Origin of the sequence: Cellulomonas fimi (assembly GCF_028583725.1) — a bacterium.
In the GTDB taxonomy this organism is placed as follows: Bacteria; Actinomycetota; Actinomycetes; order Actinomycetales; family Cellulomonadaceae; genus Cellulomonas; species Cellulomonas fimi_B.
Map to the genome: position 1 here is coordinate 828,365 of NZ_CP110680.1, position 22,244 is coordinate 850,608.

23 protein-coding genes are annotated in these 22,244 nt (G+C 72.8%); 18 read left to right on the forward strand and 5 right to left on the reverse strand.

Features of this window, described 5'->3' with window-relative positions; genetic code table 11:
* The first annotated feature begins 24 nt into the window (after positions 1-24).
* The 7 genes from OOT42_RS03745 (at position 25) to OOT42_RS03775 (ending at position 4,271) form a co-directional block, all read left to right on the forward strand.
* On the forward strand, positions 25-444 hold the full coding sequence (locus tag OOT42_RS03745; protein ID WP_273653614.1) for a hypothetical protein: 420 nt from the start codon (positions 25-27) through the stop codon (positions 442-444).
* A complete protein-coding gene (gene cheB, locus OOT42_RS03750; RefSeq protein ID WP_273653615.1) occupies positions 441-1,574 on the forward strand; it encodes a chemotaxis-specific protein-glutamate methyltransferase CheB in 1,134 nt (377 codons plus the stop codon). Before OOT42_RS03745 ends, cheB begins: the two co-directional genes overlap by 4 nt.
* Positions 1,571-2,503: a CheR family methyltransferase gene (locus OOT42_RS03755; protein WP_273653616.1), complete on the forward strand. Its 933-nt coding sequence runs from the start codon at positions 1,571-1,573 to the stop codon at positions 2,501-2,503. The genes cheB and OOT42_RS03755 overlap by 4 nt, the downstream gene beginning before the upstream one ends.
* Positions 2,500-2,883 (forward strand): response regulator, encoded by a 384-nt coding sequence (locus OOT42_RS03760; RefSeq protein WP_124342398.1) that lies wholly within the window; start codon positions 2,500-2,502, stop codon positions 2,881-2,883. The genes OOT42_RS03755 and OOT42_RS03760 overlap by 4 nt, the downstream gene beginning before the upstream one ends.
* Complete coding sequence (locus OOT42_RS03765; RefSeq protein WP_273653617.1) at positions 2,880-3,347, forward strand: chemotaxis protein CheX; 468 nt, start codon at positions 2,880-2,882, stop codon at positions 3,345-3,347. Before OOT42_RS03760 ends, OOT42_RS03765 begins: the two co-directional genes overlap by 4 nt.
* A 76-nt stretch (positions 3,348-3,423) precedes the next feature.
* Positions 3,424-3,786 (forward strand): response regulator, encoded by a 363-nt coding sequence (locus OOT42_RS03770; protein ID WP_124342396.1) that lies wholly within the window; start codon positions 3,424-3,426, stop codon positions 3,784-3,786.
* Positions 3,783-4,271, forward strand: a complete 489-nt coding sequence (locus OOT42_RS03775; RefSeq protein WP_273653618.1) for a hypothetical protein — start codon at positions 3,783-3,785, stop codon at positions 4,269-4,271. Before OOT42_RS03770 ends, OOT42_RS03775 begins: the two co-directional genes overlap by 4 nt.
* A gap of 6 nt (positions 4,272-4,277) precedes the next feature.
* Here the strand turns inward: OOT42_RS03775 and OOT42_RS03780 are convergent, their stop codons facing one another.
* Both OOT42_RS03780 and OOT42_RS03785 read right to left on the reverse strand, forming a co-directional pair.
* Positions 4,278-4,535, reverse strand: coding sequence for a DUF2530 domain-containing protein (locus OOT42_RS03780; RefSeq protein ID WP_273653619.1), 258 nt, complete (start codon positions 4,533-4,535; stop codon positions 4,278-4,280).
* Positions 4,536-4,544: 9 nt separating this feature from the next.
* Positions 4,545-5,150, reverse strand: coding sequence for a low molecular weight phosphatase family protein (locus OOT42_RS03785; RefSeq protein WP_273653620.1), 606 nt, complete (start codon positions 5,148-5,150; stop codon positions 4,545-4,547).
* A 134-nt stretch (positions 5,151-5,284) separates the two neighbouring features.
* Between OOT42_RS03785 and OOT42_RS03790 the strand changes: the two genes are divergently transcribed.
* Positions 5,285-6,784 (forward strand): NCS2 family permease, encoded by a 1,500-nt coding sequence (locus OOT42_RS03790; protein WP_273653621.1) that lies wholly within the window; start codon positions 5,285-5,287, stop codon positions 6,782-6,784.
* A gap of 7 nt (positions 6,785-6,791) precedes the next feature.
* Here OOT42_RS03790 and OOT42_RS03795 read toward each other — a convergent pair whose 3' ends face one another.
* Positions 6,792-7,253: a VanZ family protein gene (locus OOT42_RS03795; RefSeq protein WP_273653622.1), complete on the reverse strand. Its 462-nt coding sequence runs from the start codon at positions 7,251-7,253 to the stop codon at positions 6,792-6,794.
* Positions 7,254-7,382: 129 nt separating this feature from the next.
* Here OOT42_RS03795 and OOT42_RS03800 point away from each other — a divergent pair, with 129 nt between their 5' ends.
* The 3 genes from OOT42_RS03800 to OOT42_RS03810 all read left to right on the forward strand — a co-directional run bounded on the left by OOT42_RS03800 (position 7,383) and on the right by OOT42_RS03810 (position 10,539).
* Positions 7,383-7,907 carry a peptidase gene (locus OOT42_RS03800; RefSeq protein ID WP_273653623.1) on the forward strand — a complete coding sequence of 175 codons (525 nt, stop codon included), beginning with the start codon at positions 7,383-7,385 and terminating at the stop codon, positions 7,905-7,907.
* A 173-nt stretch (positions 7,908-8,080) separates the two neighbouring features.
* Positions 8,081-9,934 carry a DUF4012 domain-containing protein gene (locus OOT42_RS03805; protein ID WP_273653624.1) on the forward strand — a complete coding sequence of 618 codons (1,854 nt, stop codon included), beginning with the start codon at positions 8,081-8,083 and terminating at the stop codon, positions 9,932-9,934.
* Between the two features lie 89 nt (positions 9,935-10,023).
* Positions 10,024-10,539: a peptidase gene (locus OOT42_RS03810; RefSeq protein ID WP_273653625.1), complete on the forward strand. Its 516-nt coding sequence runs from the start codon at positions 10,024-10,026 to the stop codon at positions 10,537-10,539.
* An 87-nt stretch (positions 10,540-10,626) separates the two neighbouring features.
* On the opposite strand, the gene OOT42_RS03815 is transcribed toward OOT42_RS03810, so the two are convergent.
* On the reverse strand, positions 10,627-12,192 hold the full coding sequence (locus OOT42_RS03815; RefSeq protein WP_273653626.1) for a polysaccharide biosynthesis tyrosine autokinase: 1,566 nt from the start codon (positions 12,190-12,192) through the stop codon (positions 10,627-10,629).
* A 258-nt stretch (positions 12,193-12,450) separates the two neighbouring features.
* Between OOT42_RS03815 and OOT42_RS03820 the strand changes: the two genes are divergently transcribed.
* The 5 genes from OOT42_RS03820 to OOT42_RS03840 all read left to right on the forward strand — a co-directional run bounded on the left by OOT42_RS03820 (position 12,451) and on the right by OOT42_RS03840 (position 18,502).
* The gene (locus tag OOT42_RS03820) at positions 12,451-13,953 is read left to right on the forward strand and encodes a sugar transferase (protein ID WP_273653627.1); all 1,503 of its coding nucleotides are present in this window, start codon (positions 12,451-12,453) and stop codon (positions 13,951-13,953) included.
* An 82-nt stretch (positions 13,954-14,035) separates the two neighbouring features.
* Positions 14,036-15,169 (forward strand): glycosyltransferase, encoded by a 1,134-nt coding sequence (locus OOT42_RS03825; protein ID WP_273653628.1) that lies wholly within the window; start codon positions 14,036-14,038, stop codon positions 15,167-15,169.
* On the forward strand, positions 15,166-15,996 hold the full coding sequence (locus OOT42_RS03830) for a glycosyltransferase family 2 protein (RefSeq protein WP_273653629.1): 831 nt from the start codon (positions 15,166-15,168) through the stop codon (positions 15,994-15,996). The genes OOT42_RS03825 and OOT42_RS03830 overlap by 4 nt, the downstream gene beginning before the upstream one ends.
* Positions 15,993-17,165 (forward strand): glycosyltransferase, encoded by a 1,173-nt coding sequence (locus tag OOT42_RS03835; protein ID WP_273653630.1) that lies wholly within the window; start codon positions 15,993-15,995, stop codon positions 17,163-17,165. The genes OOT42_RS03830 and OOT42_RS03835 overlap by 4 nt, the downstream gene beginning before the upstream one ends.
* Complete coding sequence (locus tag OOT42_RS03840) at positions 17,162-18,502, forward strand: O-antigen ligase family protein (RefSeq protein WP_273653631.1); 1,341 nt, start codon at positions 17,162-17,164, stop codon at positions 18,500-18,502. Before OOT42_RS03835 ends, OOT42_RS03840 begins: the two co-directional genes overlap by 4 nt.
* Here OOT42_RS03840 and OOT42_RS03845 read toward each other — a convergent pair.
* Complete coding sequence (locus OOT42_RS03845; protein ID WP_273653632.1) at positions 18,457-19,680, reverse strand: hypothetical protein; 1,224 nt, start codon at positions 19,678-19,680, stop codon at positions 18,457-18,459. The genes OOT42_RS03840 and OOT42_RS03845 overlap by 46 nt on opposite strands.
* Positions 19,681-19,797: 117 nt before the next feature.
* Between OOT42_RS03845 and OOT42_RS03850 the strand changes: the two genes are divergently transcribed.
* Positions 19,798-20,583 carry a polysaccharide pyruvyl transferase family protein gene (locus OOT42_RS03850; protein ID WP_273653633.1) on the forward strand — a complete coding sequence of 262 codons (786 nt, stop codon included), beginning with the start codon at positions 19,798-19,800 and terminating at the stop codon, positions 20,581-20,583.
* A gap of 314 nt (positions 20,584-20,897) precedes the next feature.
* Positions 20,898-22,223: a UDP-glucose dehydrogenase family protein gene (locus OOT42_RS03855; protein ID WP_273653634.1), complete on the forward strand. Its 1,326-nt coding sequence runs from the start codon at positions 20,898-20,900 to the stop codon at positions 22,221-22,223.
* Positions 22,224-22,244 lie beyond the last annotated feature (21 nt).

The following is a 22,244-nucleotide window of genomic DNA, read 5'->3' on the forward strand; positions in this document are numbered from 1 at the left end:
CCCGCCGGCACGAAGGAGACAGGGATGTCGCGACGGAAGGCTTGGGCGGCGTCGGTCATGGCGCTCGCCGTGGCGGCCGCGTTCGCCCACCAGACCGGGGACGGCGAGGTCAGCGGCGACGCGCTCGCCCGGTGGCAGGCCACACGGCTCGTCGGCGTGACGCTGCCGGCGACCGGCTGGGCCGAGGAGGGCGACGTGCTCGTGCAGCGCCTCGCCCAGCTCGGGTACGGCGTGCGCGTGCACTACGCGCCCGACTCGGCGACCCAGGTCGCGCAGGTGCACCTGCTCGTCGACGGCGGTGCCGACGCGGTCGTCGCGGTCGCGGTCGCCGAGGGCACCCTCGACGACGTGCTCCAGCAGGCCCGGCTGCGCGGTGTGGTCGTCGTCCCGTACGAGGCCGACGTCGCGACGAGCGTCGAGGCGCAGCTCGGCGGCGTCGCGTGAGCCGGATCCGGGTGCTCGTCGTCGACGACTCGGTCGTCGTGCGGCGCATCGTCAGCGACGTGCTCGGGCAGGACCGGCGCATCGAGGTCGTCGGGATCGCCGCGAACGGCCGGCTCGCGCTCACGAAGGTCGCGCAGCTCCAGCCCGACCTCGTGACGATGGACGTCGAGATGCCGGAGATGGGCGGCATCGAGACGGTCGCGGAGCTGCGCGCACAGGGCTACCGGATGCCGATCGTCATGTTCTCGACGCTCACCGAGCGCGGCGCGACGGCGACGCTCGACGCGCTCGCGGCCGGCGCGACCGACTACGTCACGAAGCCCAGCGGCACCGCGTCGGTGCACGAGGCGCTCGCCCGGGTCGCGCACGACCTGATCCCGCGCATCCTCGCGCTCGTCCCGCGCACCGAGGACGTCGTCGACGTGCGGCAGCCCGCGGCGCCCGCACACGCCGCGCACGCCGCCCCGCCGGTCGACGTGCTCGCGCCCGGCGCCGAGCCCGTCACGCGGCCGATGCCCGCGGCGCACCCCGTGCAGCTCGTCGTCGTCGCGTCGTCCACGGGCGGCCCCGAGGCGCTCACCCGCGTCCTGCGCGGCCTCACCGCGCCGCCGCCCGTGCCCGTCCTCGTCGTGCAGCACATGCCGCCCGTCTTCACGCGTCAGCTCGCCGCGCGGCTCGACCGGGTCGGTCCCGCCGCGGTCGTCGAGGCGGGCGACGACGAGCCGCTGCTGCCCGGGACCGTCTACATCGCCCCCGGCGACCGGCACCTCGGCGTCGACACCCGGACCGGCATGCTGCGCACCGCGCTCGACGACTCGCCGCCCATCAACTTCTGCCGGCCCGCGGCCGACGTCCTGTTCCGCTCCGCCGTGCGCGCCGTGCGCGGCGAGCTGCTCGGCGTGGTCCTCACCGGCATGGGCGTCGACGGCCGGCAGGGCTGCGTCGACGTCGTCGGCGCGGGCGGGACCGTCCTCGTGCAGGACCAGCCGTCGAGCGTCGTCTGGGGCATGCCCGGAGCCGTCGCCACCGCCGGGCTCGCGCACCGCGTGCTGCCCGTCGACCAGATCCCCGCGGCCGTGGAGGACGTCCTCAGCCACGCCACCGCCGAACCCACCGGAGCGCACCGATGAGCCTCGCCCCCGACGCCTTCGCCTACGTCGCGGAGCTGGTGGCACGACGCGCCGGCATCAACCTCGACGCGGGCAAGGAGTACCTCGTGGAGTCCCGGCTCCAGCCGCTCGCGCAGCAGGCCGGGCACACGCGGGTCGACACGTTCGTGCGCGAGCTGCGCGGAGTCGAGCGCGAGGCCGACGTGCGTGCCGTCGTCGACGCGCTCACCACCAACGAGACGTCGTTCTTCCGCGACGGCGCACCGTTCCACGCGCTCGCCGAGCACGTCGTGCCCGCGCTGCGTGGCCCGGACGGCACGCTGCCCCGCCTGCGGGTCTGGTCGGCGGCCTGCTCGACCGGGCAGGAGCCGTACTCGATCGCGATGACGCTCGCCGACGCCGCACCCGACACGGCCGTCGAGATCGTCGCGACCGACATCAACGCGACCGTGCTCGACCGCGCGTCGCAGGGCCTCTACTCGCGGCTCGAGACGAACCGCGGGCTGCCCGCGCAGATGCTCGTCCGCCACTTCGAGGCCGACGGCACCGGCTGGCGCGTGCGCGACTCCCTGCGCCGGCAGGTCACGTTCCTGCGGCACAACCTCCTCGACGCGCCGCCGTTCGGCGGGGGCTTCGACGTGGTGTTCCTGCGCAACGTGCTCATCTACTTCGACCTGCCGGTCAAGCAGGCCGTCCTCGACCGCGTGCTCGCGGCCATGCGCCCCGGCGGGTTCCTCGTCCTCGGCGCCGCGGAGACGACGATCGGTCTCGACGACGGCTGGGAGCGGGTGCCCGTCGAGCGCGGAGCCGTGTACCGCGCCGCCGCCGTGCCCAGCCTCCTCGCCCCGACCGTCCGGCCGTTCCCCGCCCTTGCCCCCCTCGGTGTCGTGCCGTCCGCGCGCGCCGCCGCCGTCCAGCTGTCCGACAGCGTCCGAGGAGAGAGCCGATGAGAGCACTCGTGGTCGACGACTCGCGGACGATGCGCCGCATCGTCGCGAACGTCCTGGAAGGGCTCGGGTTCTCGACGACCCAGGCCGCCGACGGCCAGGAGGCCCTCGACGCCCTCCAGCAGGAGGGGGCCGTGGACCTCGTCACCGTCGACTGGAACATGCCCGTGATGGACGGGCTCGAGCTCGTCACGCACGTCCGCAAGAACCGCGAGTGGCGCGGCGTGACGCTCATGATGGTCACGACCGAGGCCGAGCAGTCCCAGATCGTGCGTGCGCTCGCGGCAGGCGCGCACGAGTACCTGATCAAGCCGTTCACCGCCGAGGAGCTGCGGGCGAAGCTCGACCTGCTCGGCCTCGTCCCCGTGGAGGAGACCGCATGAGCACCGACGTCGCGACCGACCAGGTCCTGCTCATCGCCCGTGACGTGTTCGCGTCGATGATCGACGGCGAGGACGGGCACCTGAACGCCTGGGAGGGCGGGACGCCCGCCGTCGAGGAGCCCGTGCACGCGTGGGTCGACCTGTTCGGCGAGCTGAGCGGCCGGGCGGTGCTCACCACGGCCACGTCGACGGCGCACGACCTGGCCCGGGCGCTGCTCGGGCTGCCCGCCGACGAGGAGGTCTCGCACGACGACCTCGTCGACGCGTTCGGCGAGCTCGCGAACGTGGTCGGCGGCAACATCAAGGCGCTCATGCCGGACGCCGCCAAGCTCGGCCTGCCCGCGGTCGCGGACACGGTGCCGCTGCTCGAGGGCGCGCTGCGGGTCCAGGAGCTCGCGCTGTCGTGGCGCGGCCGCGCGATCGTGGTCGAGCTGTGGGTCCTGCTGACGGGGGGCGGACAATGAGTGCCGTCCTCGTCGTCCCCCGAACCGCCGCCGTGACGGACGCCCCCCGCCACGGCACCGAAGGAAGGAACCGTCCATGATCCGCGTCCTCGTCGTCGACGACAGCCGCGTCATGCGCCAGATCGTGATCCGCACGCTCCGGCAGGCGGGCTACGACTGGGACGTGCGCGAGGCGTCCGACGGTGCGGAAGCCCTCGCGGCCGTCCGCGCCGACGAGCCCGACGTCGTCCTGTCGGACTGGAACATGCCCAACGTGTCGGGCATCGAGCTGCTGGAGGCGCTGCGCGCCGAGGGGTTCGAGACGCCGTTCGGGTTCGTGACGTCCGAGGGCTCGCCCGAGATGCGGGCGACCGCGGACGCCGCCGGCGCGCTGTTCCTCATCGCGAAGCCGTTCACCGCGGAGTCGTTCCGCGAGGTCATCGAGCCGGTGCTCGCATGAGCGCGCTGACGCCGCTGGCCGGTGCCGTCGAGGTGCGCGACCTGCTCGAGAACCTCGTCGGCCGCGAGGTCGACGTGCTCACGGGCGCCAAGGGCCAGGACCCCGCCAAGGGCGACGGCTGCCTCGTGGGCGTGTACCTCGACGACACGCAGCAGATCGCCGCGCTCGTCCTGCTCGACGTGGCCGCCGCCGCCTACCTCGGCGGCGCGCTCGGGCTGGTCCCCGTGAAGATGGCGCAGCAGGCCGTGAACCACGGCGGGCTGCCCGCGGGCCTGCTCGAGAACGCGAGCGAGATCCTCAACGTGCTGGGCTCGCTGCTCAACGCGGAGGGGGCGCCGCACGTGCGGCTCGACGTCGTCTACGAGCCGGGGCACCCGCTGCCCGCGGACGTCGCACGGCACGTGCCGGCGTTCGCGCGGCGGTGCGACCTCGAGGTCGACGTGGCGGGGTACGGCCGCGGGGGGTTCTCGCTCGTCGTCGTCTGACGCCGGTCAGCGCCCGGCGTCCGGGCCCGTCCGCGGTCGCCGCGTGCGGGCCCACACGAGCGCACCCAGCCCGATGACGACGCCCGTCGCGCACACGACGGTCGGCGCCCAGTCGACGGCCCCGGTCCAGCCGAGCACGGCGCACACGACGAGCGCGACCGCCCACAGGCCCGTGCCGACGAGCACCACGTGGGCGAGGTCCACCTGCACGGCGGGCGGCGGCGTGCGCTCGGGGCGCAGCAGCTTCTCCAGGAGGGACGGCACGGGCGAAGCCTACGACCGTCGCAGCGTGCCGACGATCGCCTCGACGGCCTGCGCCATCTGGTCGAACACGCGCACGTAGACCGCGTCGGACTGGCCGATCGGGTCGACGACGTCGTCGTCCTCGGGCGTGGCGTGCACCCGCCCGCGCTGCGCGGCGGCGAGCGTGACGAGCGCGCGCAGGCGCTCGGCGGGCGTCCCGCCGGCGGCCGCGAGCTCGGCGGGGTCGACGAGCGGCGCGAGCCGGGCGAGCTCGCGCAGCGTGAAGGTGCGGCGCACCGCGGCGGGCACGAGCTCGACGACCGCGGAGCGGTGGCTGCGCGTGAGCGCGAGCACGACGTCCGCCTCCCGGACGGCGGCCGCGTCGAGCTGCCGCGCGACGAACCGGTCGGCGACCAGCCCGCGGCCCGCGACGAGCGCCGCCATCTGCGGGCTCATGCCCGACCCGACGACCGCGCGCGTGCCCGCGGACCCGACCTCGAGCCCGCCCGCCGCCGCGTCGCCCCGGAACGCGCCGCCCGCGCCCGCGGCCAGCAGCCGCTCGACGGCGGGGGAGCGGCAGATGTTGCCGGTGCACACGGTGAGGACGCGCACGGGCGCGGCGGGGTCGACGGTCACGGCGTCCATGATGCCCGGCGGGGCTGCACCGCCCGGTACCGCCGGGCGGGCGTCGTCCACGTCACCATGTGACGTTCATGTTGCGGACGGTGGGAACCACCATGCGGACGCGATCGTTCTCCTACGATCTGCGCATGGCTTCCCCCTCCGCCCCCGTCGCGCAGGACGAGACTCCCGCGCCACCCCGCAACGCGGTCGACCGCTACTTCAAGATCACCGAGCGCGGCTCGACGATCGGCACGGAGATCCGCGGCGGTCTCGTCACCTTCTTCACGATGAGCTACATCATCGTGCTCAACCCGCTCATCATCGGCACCGTCGCGTCGGACGGCGGCAACGGCGCGTTCCTCGGCGGCGGCGACGCCCCGAACCTCGCGGCCGTCGCGGCGACCACCGCCCTGGTCGCCGGCGTCATGTCGATCCTCATGGGCGCGGTCGCGAACTTCCCGCTCGCGCTCGCCGCCGGGCTCGGCCTCAACGCCGTCGTCACCTACTCGATCGCGTTCCTGCCGGGCATGACGTGGCCGGACGCGATGGGCATCGTCGTGCTCGAGGGCCTCATCATCCTCGTGCTCGTGCTCACCGGGTTCCGCGAGGCCGTGTTCAAGGCCGTGCCCGTCGAGCTCAAGACCGCGATCTCCGTCGGCATCGGCCTGTTCATCGCGTTCATCGGCCTCGTCGACTCCGGCTTCGTGCGGATCCCGTCGAGCCTCGCGACGCCCGTCGAGCTCGGCATCGCCGGCTCGCTCGGCTCGTGGCCGCTGCTCGTCTTCTCGGTCGGTCTCATCACCGCGATCGTGCTCATGGTCCGCAAGGTCAAGGGCGCGATCCTCATCGCCATCGCGACCGCGACGGTCCTGTCGATCATCGTCGAGGCGGTCACCAAGGTCGGCCCGTCGACGCCCGACGGCAGCAACCCCGGCGGCTGGAAGCTCAACACGCCCGCGATCCCCGACCAGGTCGTCGCGACCCCCGACTTCTCGCTGCTCGGCCAGTTCTCGCTGTTCGGCTCGGTCGAGCGCATCGGGATCGTCGCGGTCGTCCTGCTCGTCTTCTCGCTCCTGCTCGCCGACTTCTTCGACACGATGGGCACGATGGTCGCCATCGGCGGCGAGGCCGGTCTGCTCGACAAGGACGGCAACCCGCCGCGCACCAAGCAGATCCTCGTCGTCGACTCGATCGCCGCGGCCGCCGGCGGCGCCGGCTCGGTCTCGTCGAACACGTCGTACATCGAGTCCGCCGCGGGTGTCGGCGACGGTGCCCGCACGGGCCTCGCCGCGATCACGACCGGTGTCGCCTTCCTGCTCGCGACGTTCCTCGCGCCGCTCGTCGACGTCATCCCGTTCGAGGCCGCCACCCCGGCGCTCGTCGTCGTCGGGTTCCTCATGGTCATGCAGATCACGGGCATCGACTGGAAGAACTGGGAGGTCGCCATCCCGGCGTTCCTCACGATCGTCCTCATGCCGTTCGCCTACTCGATCACCGTCGGCATGGGCGCGGGCGTCATCTCGTTCGTCGTCATCAAGGTCGCGCTCGGCAAGGCGAAGGCCGTGCACCCCCTCATGTGGGGCGCCGCGGTGCTGTTCGTCGTCTACTTCCTGCTCGGCCCCATCAAGGACGTCCTCGGCGTCTGAGCCCCGCTCAACCGCAGGCGCGGGCCGGGTCCTCCTCCGGGAGGGCCCGGCCCGCCCGCGTCCGGGCGCGGCGCCGGGCGAGGAGCAGCGCGGCCACGCCGACGGCCGCGCCCAGGGTGTTGAGGACGACGTCCTGCACGGTAGGGACCCGCGACGGCATGGTGCGCTGCACGAGCTCGATCGCGGTCGACGTCGCCGCGGCCAGCCCGACGGCCCACCACGAGCGGCGCAGGAGCCACCCGACCAGCAGCCCGAACGGCACGAACAGCACGACGTTCGCGACGGCCTCGGTCCCCGCGTACGTCACCGGCAGCCCCCGGTCCTGCATCCACGCGAGGACGGCCCTCACCAGGCCGAACGTCGCGTCGGGGGCCGGCTCGGGCCACAGCGTCAGGCGCGCGACACCCGCCAGGTACACGACGAGCACCGCGACGACGGCGCGTCGGCGGGCGGCGGGAGAGGACGTCACCCGGTCACGGTAGCCGTGACGACGGTCGACCCCCGGGTTTCCAGATGCCCGGGGCAGTTGTACCGTCGGACGCGGGTGCCGTGTCCGTGCGCGGCGCCGACGGCCCGGGGGAAGCCGAGGGGGACACTCATGAACGTTCGACGCCAGATCGCCGCCGTGCTCGTCGCAGGCGGACTGCTCCTGACAGCCGGGAGCGCAGCCGGCGCCGCGACCACCGACGACGGCTACCGTGCGCCGAGCGTCGTCGCGACGGTCTCCGACCCGACACCCGCGCCCGGGCAGTCGTTCACGTTCGTCGTGCAGTACACGCCGAGCACGCCCGTGAACCTCACGATCACGGCCCCGCCGTCGATCCCGGACAGCGCGATCACGATCGCGGGCACGAAGTCGCTCACCAAGACGACCGACGCCGCCGGGTCCGTGACCTTCACCGTCACGCTCGCGCAGGCCGGCACGTACACCCTCACCGCCACGAACGCCGCGACCGGCGCGGTCATCGCGACCGAGGTGCTCGCCGTGACGTCGACCGGGACGGGCGGGACGCTGAGCTCGACCGGCGCCGACGCGCTGCCGTACGTGCTCGGCGGCGTCACGCTGCTCGTGGTCGGCGCGGGTGCGCTGCTGCTCGCCCGGCACCGCAGCGCCACCCGCTGACACCGGCGCGCCCCGCGGTCGCCGCCACGGCCGGCCGGGAACGCGGCGTGCGGACGGGTCGCGCGTCGCCGCGGGTCCGGCCCGTGCACAGCGCGCGCGGTTACCATCGAGCGCGCCGCCGGGCCCGGGTCCGCGCGGCGGGACGGTGACCCAAGCCGAGCGGAAGGACCTGCGTGACACATCCGGACTGGGGCGACGCCTGGTCCGCGCAGGTCGTGCCGGAGCAGACGCCGCCCGTCGAGCCCCGCTGGCGGCGCCGCGTCGTGCTCGACCGGCGCGCCGTCCTGGGCGCCGTCGGTGCGCTCGTGCTCCTCGGTCTCGTGGGCGTCGGCTGGCTCGTCGCCGACGTCCTCGCCGCACGTTCCGCGCTGCTCGCCGCGCGGGAAGAGGTCGTCACGCTGCAGGAGCAGGCCACCGCGGGGGACGTCGAGTCCGCCCGCGCGACCGTCGCCCGCCTCCAGGAGGACGCCGCCACGGCCCGCACCCGCACCCGCGGTCCCGTGTGGTCGCTCGCCGGTGCGCTGCCGTGGGTCGGCGACCAGACCGGTGCCGTGCAGGTCGTCGCCGACGTCGTCGACAACCTCGCGCAGCACGGCCTGCCGCCGCTCGTCGACGCCGTCGCGCTCGTCGACCCCGCCGCGCTCGCCCCCGTCGACGGGCGCGTCGACCTCGATCCGCTGCGCGCGGCCGCGCCGCAGGTCGTCGGCGCCGACACCGCCGTGCAGGCGGCCGTCGCGCAGCTCGACGGCCTCGACACGTCGCGTCTCGTCGGCGAGCTCGCCGACCCCGTCGAGGAGCTGCACCGCCAGGTGGACGCGGTCGCCGCGACCACGGCGACCGCCGCCCGTGCCGCGACGCTGCTGCCCTCGATGCTCGGTTCCGCAGAGCCACGCACGTACCTCGTGCTCGTCCAGAACAACGCCGAGCCGCGCGCGACCGGCGGGATTCCTGGCACCGTCCTGGTACTGCGGGTCGAGGACGGCCGGATCGAGGTCGCCGACCAGCGCAGCGGCGGATCCCTGACCGGACTGGCGGAGCCTGCCCTGCCGCTCACGGAGACCGAGGTCGCACTCTTCAGCCCGCTGGTCGGCACCGACATGCGCGACGTCACCTTCACCCCTGACTTCCCCCGCTCTGCGGCGCTCGCCCGTGCGATCTGGCAGCAGGAGGTCGGTGGCGAGGTCGACGGTGTGCTCTCGGTCGACCCGGGCGCCCTCGCGCACGTCCTCGAGGCGACCGGGCCCGTGGCGCTCGACGGCGGCGGGGAGCTCACGCGGGACAACGCGGTGGCCGAGCTGCTCAACGGCGTCTACCTGCGCGTCGCGGACCCCGAGGCGCAGGATGCATACTTCGCGTCGACCGCCGCGACGGTGTTCGGTGCCGTGGCGAGCGGGCAGGGCGACGCCGGCGGGGTCGTCGATGCGCTCGCCCAGGCGGCGCGCGAGGGGCGGCTCATGGTCTGGTCCGCGCACGACGACGAGCAGGCGCTGCTCGCGCCGACGGTCCTCGCCGGGGCGCTCACGGGTAGCGCCGGCGACGACGAGGCCGTCGTCGGCGTCTACCTCAACGACGGCACGCAGGCGAAGATGGGCTACTACCTCGACCTGGACGTCACCGGGCAGGCCCGCGAGTGCCGGCCGGACGGGTCGCAGGTCGTCGACCTCGACGTGACGCTGACGTCGACCGCGCCCCCCGACGCCGCCCGCCTCCCCGAGTACCTCGTCGGCGGACTCCTCCCGGCCGGTCAGGTGCAGACCAACGTGCTCGTGTATGGGCCGTCCGGGGGATTCATCGAGTCGGTGCGGGTGAACTCCACCGAGACCGGCGTTCTCGCACAGGTCCACGACGGGCTGGGGGTGGTGGGGCGGACATTCACGCTCGCACCCGGGCAAACCGCCACGCTCGATCTCGAGATCGTCACCGGAAAGTCCTCCACGGGGGACGTCGTGGTGCGTTCCACGCCCTTGGCCAGCGGCTCCGGGCCGACGATCCTGCCTTCCGGTTGCTCCAGCGAATCGGTACGGTGACGCCGACCCATTTCCAGGGTCATCGGCCGGAAAACGCCCGCAAAGGGCATTTCGCGCCAATGTCGTCCGTCCCATGCTGGGGGAGCACCATGAAGACCCGTCGCGCGTTCGTCGTCGCTGCAGCCGCCGCCGCCCTCGTCCTCGCACCGTCCGCCGCCTTCGGCTACGGCGCCGAGAACTACCAGGACAAGGGCACGGTCTCCGACACGACGCCCGCCACCGGCGAGGCCTTCAAGGTCACCGTCAAGGGCCCGGCGAACACCAACGTCACGCTGACCATCACGACGCCCGGGTCGGTCCCGGTCGACGCCGTCACCATCGCGGGCACCAAGTCGTTCAGCAAGCTGACCGACGCCGCCGGCAAGGCCGTCTTCTCGGTCACGCTCGCCCAGCCCGGCACCTTCTCGCTCGTCGTCACCGACTCCGCGTCCGGCGCGGTGCTGTCGACGCAGGCCGTCACCGTCGCCGGTGCCGCCGCCGCGCCGGCCGCGCTGAGCTCGACCGGCTCGGACGCGCTGCCGATCGCCGCGGGTGCGGGCGCGCTGCTCGCCGTCGGTGCGGGCGCGATCGTCATCGCGCGCCGCCGCTCCGAGGTCCGCGCCTGACGTACCCCTCGCACGACGAAGGCCCCCGCCGGGATCCGGCGGGGGCCTTCGTGTCGTCGGCGAGCGGTGTGGCCGCCGACGCGCGGCTCAGGGGCGCGGGCCGCCTCGCTGGTGCTGCGGCTGCGGCGTCGCGGTGCTGCGCAGCCGGGACTCGCTCAGCGCGTCGCCCGGCCAGATCGACCCGGTGTTGGTCGACACCGGGACGGCGCCCGTCGTCGCGGCGGGCGTGGGGGAGGTCGCCGGGGCGGACGGAGCCGAGCGGCCCTTGCGGCGCCGGCTCGAGCGCGAGCGCCCGTCGACCGCGGGCGTCGGCGAGTAGTCGTAGTAGGTGTACTGCTCGCCGGCCTTGCGGCGTTGGCGGTTGAGCACGATGCCCAGCACGCGCGCGCCCACCGTCTCGAGCGACGACAGCGACTCCGCGAGCTGGTTGCGGTGCAGCTTGTCGGAGCCGGCGACGAGCAGCGCACCGCCCGTCAGCTTGGCCAGGATCGCGGCGTCCGTCACCGGCAGCAGCGGGGCCGTATCGAGCAGCACCACGTCGTAGCGCGACGTCAGCGTCGCGAGCAGCTGCGCCATCGCCTGTGAGCCGAGCAGCTCGCTCGGGTTCGGCGGCACCTGGCCCGCGGGCAGGACGTGCAGGTTGCCGTTCCCCCAGGGCTGGATGACGTCCGTGACGTCCGCGCGGCCGATGAGCGCCGTCGTGAGGCCGACGCCGCCCTCCAGGCCCATGTAGCGCGCCACGGCCGGGCGGCGCAGGTCCGCGTCCACGAGCACCACGCGCGTGCCCGCGTCGGCCAGCGTGATCGCCACGTTGATCGACGTCGTCGACTTGCCCTCGCCGGGCAGCGAGGACGTGATGACGATCGACCGCGGCCGGTCCGCCACGTCGAGGAACTGCAGGTTCGTGCGGACGCGGCGGAACGCCTCCGCGCGGTGGCTGTGCGGGCTGGACTGGACGATCAGCGGGTGCTTCGGGGCGTCCTCGTCGTAGGGGATGGTCCCGATCACCGACGTGTCGGTCACGCGGGTGATGTCGTCCTCCGTCCGGACCCGGGTGTCCAGCACCTCGCGCAGCACCGCGGTGCCGACGCCCAGCGCCAGTCCCACCAGGAGCCCCAGCGCCACGTTGAGCTTGAGGTTCGGGGACGAGGGCTCCGTCGGGGCCGCCGCCTCCCGCACCACCGACACCTTGACCGCCGACGGACCGCCGTCAGCCGGGGTCTCCAGCTCCGAGATGACGTCCTTGAACTGCGCCGCGACCGCGTCCGCCGTCGCTGCCGCGACCGCCGGGTTCTCGTTCGTCACCGTCACGTTGATCAGCGAGGTGTTCAGCGGCGAGTCCGCCTGCACGCGATCAGCGAGCGACTCGACCCGCACGTCGAGCCCCATGTCGTCGATGACCGGCCCGAGCACGCTCGGGCTGTTGACGAGCTGCGCGTACGACGTCACCTGCTGGCGCGTGAAGTTCGCGCCCTGCAGCAGGTCCGACGTCGATGCACCGCCCTGCACCGAGACGTAGAGCTGGGTCGTCGCCTGGTACACCGGCGTCATCGCCAGCGACGCGGCCACCGCACCGAGCGTGCACAGCGCCGTGATCGCGACGATCGACACCCAGCGCTTGCGCACGATGCGCAGGTAGTCCTGAAGCTCCACGAAAAGTCTCTTTCCGTCCCGTGCCCCCGGCGGGCGCGTCATTGTCTCACGCCGTCGGATTCTCGCGCTGGCGCGTGCGCCGAGCGCTGCTCCTCGTGCATGCGAGGGCCAGCAGCGGGAGCGGGCGAAAATGCGCTCTGACTATGCGACAAAGAGCCGCAAAACGCCTCGGTGACGACGCCTGCCACGGATTGCGATACCGCTGCCCCGGGTACGATGTCGCGGTTAGTCGACGTCGACCGCAGACGGAGGGGGCCAGTGGTCGAGACGCACACCTCTGCGCCCTACGGTCGCTCTGCACGCACAGGCCCGCAGGGCGCGGACGCCGCCGGGGTCGAGCGCGTCGCGCCCTGGTGGCCCTGGTACGTCGCGCGCCTCACCATCACCGACGCCGTCGCGATCGTCGTCGCCGTCGGCGTCGCCTACGTCGTCCGGTTCGACTCGACCGCGGCCGTGTCGGGCGACTTCTCGCCGTCCTACCTCGCTGTCTCCGGCGTGCTCGCGGTCGCGTGGCTGACGGCGCTCGCGGCCACCCGGTCGCGCGACCGTCGCATCATCGGCACCGGACCGGTCGAGTACTCCCGCGTCTACAGCGCGACGTGGCGCCTGTTCGCGGTCGTCGCCATCGTCGCCTACCTGTTGAAGATGGACGTCGGGCGGGGGTATCTCGCCATCGCGGCGCCGCTGGGGCTCGCGATGCTTCTCGCTGGCCGGTACGGCTGGCGCCAGTGGTTGCATCGTCAACGCGACGCCGGTCGGATGCAGCTCGGTGTCGTGGTCATCGGTCACCGGCAGAAGGTCGACCGCCTGATCAGGGACCTGCACGGAAGCCCTCGAGCCGGCTACACCGTGGTCGGTGTCTGCATCCCGTCGGGCGAGGTCGCGGTCGGTGAGACGGTCGCCGGTGTGCCGGTCCTCGGCTCGATGGAGGACGCCGCCCGGATCGCCGGAACGACGCATGCGTCCGCCGTGGCCGTCACCGGCTCCGACGCGATCACCGCCGACACGGTGCGTCGCCTCGGGTGGGACCTCGAGAAGTCGCACGTCGACCTGGCCCTCACCCTGTCGCTCGTCGACGTGGCCGGGCCACGCGTCACCATGCAGCCGGTCGCCGGACTCCCCCTGATGTACGTCGACGAGCCGCAGTTCACCGGGGCGAAGTACGTCGCCAAGACCGTGTTCGACTGGACGGCCGCCGCATTCCTGGTCGTCCTGCTGTCGCCGGTGCTCGTCGTCATCGCCGCGGTCGTCGCCTCGACGAGCCGCGGCCCGGTCCTCTACGCGCAGGAGCGGATCGGCAAGGACGGTCGGCACTTCCGGATGTACAAGTTCCGGTCGATGGTCGCCGATGCCCACGACCGCCTCGCCGATGTCCTGGCCGCGGAAGGCGTGACCGAGGTGGGCCCGTTCTACAAGCCCAGGCACGACCCCCGGATCACGCCTGTCGGCCGCGTGCTCCGGCGGTACTCCCTGGACGAGCTGCCGCAGCTCTTCAACGTCTTGCGCGGTGACATGAGTCTGGTCGGGCCGCGCCCTCAGATCGCTGAGGAGGTGGCGAGGTACGACCGGACCGCCCAGCGGCGCCTCCGGGTCAAGCCCGGTCTCACGGGTCTGTGGCAGGTCTCCGGCCGCTCCGACCTGTCGGTCGAGGCAGGCGTGCGGATGGACGTCTCGTACGTGGAGAACTGGACGCTGTTCAACGACTTCCTCCTCCTCGCTCGCACCGCGAAGGCGGTCCTGATGCGGAACGGGGCGTACTGATGGTCGCCTGGCACGGCGGGACGGGCCGCCGACACGTCGCGCACGCGGTCGCGCCCCGGACCTCGGGCGAGACGGCCTGACTGTGCGCGTCCTGCTCGCCACTCCCTACGATCCGGCGGTCGTGCACCAGCACGCGGCCGACGACGTGGGGCGACCGTTTCTCGCAGCGCTCGCGACCCTCGTCGAGCTGCACGTCTACGCCCCTGGAGCGACACCACGCTCCGCCGAGGGCTACGTCGTGCACGGCGGGGTGCGTCCGTCGACGGCACCGAGCCGACACCTCGGGGTGTTGCCCGCAGCAGTTCGCAAGGACTGGGGGCGAGCGAACGACGCGGAGTTCGGCCGGCTGCGCCGCATGCTGGTGCCCGACAGGACGCACTTCGAATACCTGCAGACGTTCGGCGCCGCGTTGAGCCAGCCTGACGACCGTTGGTCGATCACGCTGCACGACGTCAGCTCGACGGTCTTCAGCCAGCGAGCACGAGCCACCCACGGTGCAGAGCGCGCCTACCGACGCGTCGAGGCGGTCCGGGTTGCCGCGCTCGAGCGCCGAGCACTCGGGCGTGCCCGCCAGGCGTTCGCGCTCTCCGAACGCGACGTCCGGCAGATCGCGCCGGCGACGCGTGAACCGGTACTGCTCAGGCTCGGGGTGGATCGCCCGGACGTGGCATGGACACACCGCCGGACGGATGCGCCGACGTTCGTGTTCGCCGGCGCCATGTGGCGCGACGCGAATGCGAGGGCCGCGCGCTACCTGGTCGACGAGGTCATGCCGCACCTCTCGGCGGCGTGCAGCACGGCACGGCTGCGGATCGTCGGCGCCGGGCCGCCGGCCGATCTCGTGGCACGGTCGAGCGCGAACGTCGACGTCGTCGGCGCGGTCCCCGACTTCGACGACGAGTTCTTCGCGGCGGACGCGACGATCGCGATCTCGTTGGTCGACGCCGGAGTCCTGCTGAAGGCCGTGCGCGCCATGCGCTGCGGGGCACCCGTCGTGCTCAACAGCACGGCCGCCGAGCCGCTCGCGATCGAGGACGGAGTGCATGCGCTCGTGCGAGACGACCCTGCGCAGCTCGCTGCGGCTCTCCTGGCGCTCTGGCGCGACGAAGACCTCGCGACCCGGCTCGGCTCGGCTGGCGCGGCGCACGTCGTGGCACGAGGGGACTGGCACCGAACGGCCGAGGACTTCGTCCGGGCGCTCAGGGAGCAGCCGTGAGGACGGCCGCCATCGTCGTCGCTTACCGCTCGGAGTCGACGCTGCGGGCGTGTCTCGACGCGTTGGCGTCGAGCGGCGTCGACGAGGTGGTCGTGTGGGACAACTCGCCGGACCTGCCCGCGGGCGACGTCCTCGACGGCACGATGACCGACGTCGTCCGCGTGGCGACGGACGGGACCAACCGTGGGTTCGGTGCGGGCGTCAACCGCGCCGCAGCGCTCGTGCCGGATGCGGACGCCGTCGTCCTCGTGAACCCGGACTGCATCGTCGACCGCGAGGCGGTGCGGGCCCTCGTCGACGGCGTGCGAGACCCTCGCACAGGCGTGGTCGGCGTGCGGGCGGTCTCCCCGTCGGGCGAGCCGCTCGTCTCAGGAGGGGCTCGACCGTCCCTCGTGAAGGAGACGCTCGCGTCGCTCGGTCTGGATCGGCTGGTGCCGCGTCGTCTCCGGCAACGGATCCTCGCGACCGGCGTCGTGGGCGGAGGAAGTCGTGAGCTGGGGCTCTCGATGCAGGCCGGACCGCCCATCGAGCTGGACTGGGTCTCCGGGTGCTGTCTGGCCGTGCGTCGCGAGGTGTTCGATGCGGTCGGCGGGTTCGACGAGGACTACTTCCTGTACTTCGAGGACGTCGACCTCTGCCTGCGTGTCCGAGACCTCGGGTTCCGCGTGATGCTGCTCCGTGACGTCGAGGTCTTGCACTTCGAGAGCACCAGCACCGGGCCGGCAGGAAAGTCGACGCACTACCGGCGCGGGTACGGAACCTACCTGGACCGGCACGCCTCGCGTCTCGCAGCCTCCGCCGCGCGCCTCGTCGGAGTCGCACGATGAGAGTCCTCGTCGTGACGCCCTGGGTGCCCGGGCCGATGCGCCCTCGGAGCCTGTACCTCATCGAGCGGCTGGCGGCGGAGCACGAGGTCACCCTCGTGGCGGCGACGTGGTCGACCGAGGACGAACGTGCGCTCGAGTCCGTACCCGTCCATCGGCGTGTCGGTGTGCGAGTCGGGCGCCTCGGAGGCCTCGCGCGTGCTGGCCTCGCGGTGTGGTCCCGCCGTTCGCTCCAGGAGGCCTACGTCGGTTCCGTGCGCCTGCGTCGTACCGTGCAGCGCGTCGCCGAGGACACGAAGCCCGACGCCGTGATGTGCAACGTCCTGAGGACAGCGGGACTCGCCGACGTGACGGGCGCTCGCATCAGGCTCATCGACCTCGACGAGTTCCGGAGCGAGTACTACGCGCAGATGGCAGACCGAGGGACGACCTCGTTGCGGCGGCTGCTCGGTCACGTGGAGTCGGGGCGCATGGCGCGTCGAGAGCGGAGCATCGTCTCGAGCTTCGACGCCGTGCTCGTGTCGAGCGCGGCCGACCTGCGGCCCGAGGCACCCAACGTGCACCTCGTGCGCTCGGTGCACGCTCTGTCCGGCTCGACGGACCCCGGCCGGCGCGGAGGCGACGGTCCGGACGGGCCGACCGTCGCGTTCGTCGGTCGGATGAGCTACGGCGCCAACCACGATGCCGCGTGCTGGTTCATCGACCGCGTCTGGCCGCTTCTCCGCCAGGCTCACCCCGGCATCCGGCTGGAGGTCGTCGGCGACGCACCCCGCCGTGCCCTGCGACGGCGCAGCGCCGACGACGTCCGGATCCGGGGCCGCGTCCCCACGGTCGCCCCCTACTACCGGGCCGCGCAGGTCGTCGTGGTGCCGGTGCGCATGGCGACCGGTGTGCAGATGAAGATGATCGAGGCGATGAGCCTGGGAGTTCCGACCGTCGTGAGTCCTGTGGTGGCGCGCGGGGCAGGTGTCGAGCATCTGCGCGAGACGCTCGTCGCCGACCTCCCGTCCGAGTGGGCCGCGCACGTCTCGCGGCTGATCTCCGACCCCCGGACCGCGGCCGAGATCGCGGACCGTGCACGCGACTGGCACGCGCGTCAGCACGGCCGCGATGCCGTCTCGAACCAGCTGCGGGCCGCGCTCGCCTCCGTGGACGGTTGGGCAGCCGGATGACGCTGACCGCGCTGGCGATCGTGGTGCTCTCGATCTGGGCAGTGGGCGCTGCTACGAAGAAGACGGGACTCGCGGCCGTCATCATGGCCCTCGCTCTCGTCGTCTCCAGCATCATCCCGCGGTTCCTGACCTCGACGGGTCCCGCGGGCCATGTCGGGATCGCTCCCGCCGTACCCGCAGTCGCGACGTACGGCATCCTCGTCGTCGGTGGGGCCGCGCTCCTGGTGCTCGGGTCGGGGCTCCCTCGCAGATCCGCTGTGTGGCTGCCGTTCATCGTCTGGATGGCCGTCGGCACGGCGTTCGCATGGGACGTCGACGCTGCAGCATGGTCGGGCGTCGGTCATCTGCTGCTCGCCCCGGCGGCCTGGTTGATCGGTTTCCGGACCGGCATGCGCGTCACCGCGGGGGCGCGTCGGGTCCTGCTGTTCACCGTCTCCCTGATCGTGGTCGCCGAGGCGTTCGTCGTGCTCGCTCAGACGGCGGGCATCGCCATCAACCCGATGTCCAGCGTCCAGGCAGTCCTCATGGAAGGCCGGTTCAACGGAACCCTCGACCACCCGAACATCCTCGGTCGGCTGGTCGTGCTCCTGGTCGTGCTCGTGCTGGCGCTGGCACCCGCCATGGATCTCCGCGGGCGTCGGCGGATCGCGGTCGTCCTCGTGGCGGCTCTGGGGCTCCTCCTCCTCACGGGCGGACGAGCCGCCGTCTTCGGGTTCCTGGCGATCCTGGTGACCTGGCTCGCGCTGCTCCCGGGCACGCGACAGCGTGTGGCGTGGAAGGTCGTCGCGACATGGGGGGTGATCGCGGCGACCGGCGTCGCCGTCGTCGCCCTCAGTGGCCGACTCGCCGACGACGGAGAAGGCGACGCCCGCCGTCACCTTGCGGTCGTCGCCGGTGACGTCATTCGGCAGGAGCCTGTGTGGGGCGTGGGACCGAACCACTACGTCTCAGCCGGAGGAGCGGTCGACGCGCTCACGGGGTCGGGTGTGCCCGTGCACAACGTCGGGCTGCTCGCTGCGGCTGAGCTCGGCTGGGTCGGTGCGGCCGCCCTCGCCCTTCCGCTCGCAGCTGCGGCCGTGCGCGCGCTGCCGCGACTGCGGAGCCGAGGTCCCGCCGGTGATGCGTCGCGCGCCCTCGTGGCGTTCTTGCCCGCACTCGCCCTGCTGGGCGGTACAGGCTGGAGCCTCCTCGCCGGGGTGCTCCTCCCGATGGTCTTCGTCGTCGTGGGTTTCCTCGACGGGGCGATGAGCACCTCGGCGGGTGACGGCGACATCGCTCACGCGTCGGACGATCACGCTGTGACGGCGACGACGGCCGCCGCCAGAGCAACGGCGTAGGACGGCGCGGCGAGGCGCGCCGTCACAGCGGGCTCCAGCGCTCGGGTCCACAGCCCGAGCAGGCACGCGACGGGAGCCAGCGCGAGTGCGGCGACGAGGAACAGTCCGACCGCGAGACGCACGACGTCACCGTGGAGTGCGACCGACGACGACAGCAGCACGGCGGCCACGATGATCGAGGTGGCGGAGATCTGGGCGGTCGAACCTCGGCGGAGCAGACCTGCACTCGTCGCGTAGTAGGCGGTCATCGCCGGGAAGACGGCCGCCAGCATGAGCTGGACGTCGAGGTCGGGGTGGCGCGCCTCGGGGAGGGCGATCGGCAGAAGCGCGACTCCGAGCAGGACAAGCGCCCCGCAGCCCGCGCCGAGCGCCGCGTACCGCCGCCCGGCGCGGGTCACGGCACTCGTCAGGTCGTCCTCGCCGGCGAGCTGCACGTCGACTGTCAGTAGCCCGTGGACGCTGGCAAGGACGGTCGTCGCGACGCCGGCGGCGAGGGCGAGATGGTGCAGCGGCACCGGGACTGCGCCGTTCGCGATGACAGCTCCGGAGAGCCGAAGTCCCTGGACGATGATGGCGAAGGCGACGAGATGAGGGACGAGCAGGAGCGACCGCCCGAGCTGCCGCTTCAGCGCGTGCGGTCGCGGGGACCTCGAGTGCCGCAGGTACGGCCGGGCGACGACGATCGCCACCGCGACGCCGGCAGCGCACGTCCCCAGCGCGCCGAGGCGGAGCCCGCCACCGAGGGCCGACGTGAGGGCGGTCCCTGCGGGAAGGACCAGCGGCGGCAACGCGGCCACGACCATCTGCCGCGGTGCGTTGCGGAGTCGTGCGACGACCTGGACCAACGTGCTCAGCGAGAGCAGCCCTGCCTGCCCGAGCGTCAGCGCCAGCACCGCCCGCCCCGGAAAAGCCGCCACCACGAGCCCGCTGAGGCACATGCCGCACGAAACCGCCGCGCAGATCGTTGCCGTGACGCTGGTTCCCGAGCCCGTGGCGCGTTCTCTGGCCTCCGTGGGCAGCATTGGCGGGATACCCAGAGAAACGACGACCGCCACGACGGAGGCGACGGCGAGCGCTGTAGCAGCTGCAGACTCGGTGCGATTGTCGGCGACGATTGACACGACCGCCCAGCACGCGAACGTCGCGGCGGCTCCGGCGAGCTGTACGATCGGCAGCAAGGTCCGTTCCGCCGCGGGAGACAACTGCAAGTGAGTCCGATCTCTCTCTATTGGTGGGCGCCTGGACGCGAAGGGCGTGCCTTCGCAGACGAGATGCGTGCGAACCCGGGGGCCTGGATGAGGCTGGGATTCGCCGCCCGTTCCGTGCCGCGCAACTTCGGGGACGAGCTGAGCCGCCTCGTCGTGGAGTATTTCACGGGCCGACGCGTCCGATGGGCGCCGAGCAGCTCCGCCTCGCTCGTCGGAATCGGCTCGGTCGCGGAGCGATTTCTCGGGGTCAACCCCGAGGGTCAGGTCTTCGGCTCCGGAGCGCGCGAGTTCCGCCGTGACCCCTCCACCGCGGCCGTCGACCCTGCGCGGATCCTTGCTGTCAGGGGCGAGCTCACTCGGGACTTCTTGCGCCTGCCCGCCGGTGTGCCGCTCGGAGACCCGGGCCTCGCCGTCTCCGACCTCGTCCCGCGCAACGGGCGCCGCCGCGGGGTCGTCGTCATCCCGCATTTCCGGACCTATGGGTCCGCTGCGGGGAGATCGCAGCTGGCGCGACTTGTGGCGGACGGTTGTGAGGTCGTCGCCCCTTCGCGGTCCCCGCTCGAGGTGGCGACACGCGCCGCGCGATCAGATCTCGTGGTCACGTCGAGTCTCCACGGCCTCGTCGTCGCGAATGCGACATCGGTGCCGGCGATTCTCGTCCGATTTGCGTCGCGGACCCAGGAGCCGGACGCCAAGTACGCGGACTACCTCAGTGCATTCTCCCGCAAACCCCGTTGGTGGAGTTTCGACGAGGCACGGAAAATGCTCGCCGACCGTTCGTTCGCCGATGCCGTCGAGGAGCGGGACGTGATCACCTCGCGGCTGTCCGGTGTTCTCGAGGGATTGCACGGGGCGGCACGCGGAATTGCGTGACGTCGTCGGTCGACCGTCGCGACGCTCCGTCGTCGGAGGGCGGCCGCGCCGTCCGGGCGGTTGACGCTCGCGACCTCGTCCTGCGCCGCACGACGCACCGGGGGCGCCGGCCGTCGACAGGGTTCGCTCGGGTCCGGCGGTGGCCGGCAGCCCTGACGTCATCGTCGAAGCCGTTCGAGATGCCCTGCGTCGAGCGCCGGACTCGCCGGATTCACCCGGTCTTGCACGATTACACCCGATTGCCCGGCGTCTGGCGGTGACTCCGGGCGCTAGCGTGACCGGACACACCGCCGTTCTTTCCCAGGGGGACTCCTGTGCGCATCTCCGTCATCGGCTGCGGCTACCTCGGCGCCGTCCACGCCGCCTGCATGGCCAAGCTCGGCCACGAGGTGATCGGCATCGACGTCGACCCGCGCAAGGTCGCGGCGCTGGAGGCGGGCGAGGCGCCGTTCTTCGAGCCCGGCCTGCCGGAGCTGCTGACGGAGACGAAGGCGACGGGCCGGCTGACGTTCAGCACGGACATGGCGGACGCGGCGGGTGCGCAGGTGCACTTCCTGTGCGTGGGGACGCCGCAGGTGCACGGCGAGTTCCGGGCGGACCTGTCGTACGTGGAGTCGGCGTTCGAGGCGCTCAAGCCGTACCTGTCGGGCGGCGACGTGGTCGCGGGGAAGTCGACGGTGCCGGTGGGCACGGCGGAGAACCTGGCGGACCGGCTCGCGGGCACGGGCGCGACGCTCGTGTGGAACCCGGAGTTCCTGCGCGAGGGCTTCGCGGTGAAGGACACGCTGCACCCGGACCGCCTCGTCTACGGCCTGCCGACGGACGACGAGGGCGTGCCGACGGCGGAGGGCGACGCGGCGAAGGCGCTGCTGGACGAGGTGTACGCGACGCCGCTCGCGGACCGCACGCCGCTGGTGGTGACGGACTACGCGACGGCGCAGCTGGTGAAGGTCGCGGCGAACTCGTTCCTCGCGACGAAGATCTCGTTCATCAACGCGATGGCGGAGCTGTGCGAGGCGACGGGTGCGGACGTGACGCGTCTGGCGGACGCGATCGGGTACGACGCGCGCATCGGCCGGCGGTTCCTCAACGCGGGCCTGGGCTTCGGCGGCGGCTGCCTGCCGAAGGACATCCGGGCGTTCATGGCGCGCGCGGGGGAGCTGGGCGTGAGCGACGCGCTGACGTTCCTGCGCGAGGTCGACTCGATCAACATGCGGCGTCGGGTGCGCATGGTGGACCTGGCGCGCGAGGTGTGCCACGGGTCGATCGTGGGTCGCCGGGTCGCGGTGCTGGGGGCGTCGTTCAAGCCGGACAGCGACGACGTGCGCGACTCGCCGGCGCTGTCGGTCGCGGCGCAGATGCAGCTGCAGGGTGCGCACGTGACGCTCACGGACCCGCAGGCGATCGGCAACGCGCAGGCGAAGTGGCCGGAGATGAAGTTCGCGGCGACGGCGCTGGAGGCGGCGGTCGACGCGGACGTCGTGCTGCTGGCGACGGAGTGGCAGGAGTACCGGGACCTCGACCCGGACGCGCTCGCGTCGGTCGTGGCGCACCGGCGGATCCTCGACGGCCGCAACGTGCTGGACCCGGCGCGCTGGCGTGCGGCCGGGTGGACGTACCGGGCGCTCGGCCGCCCCTGACGGTCGGGCGGCCGGTGCGGC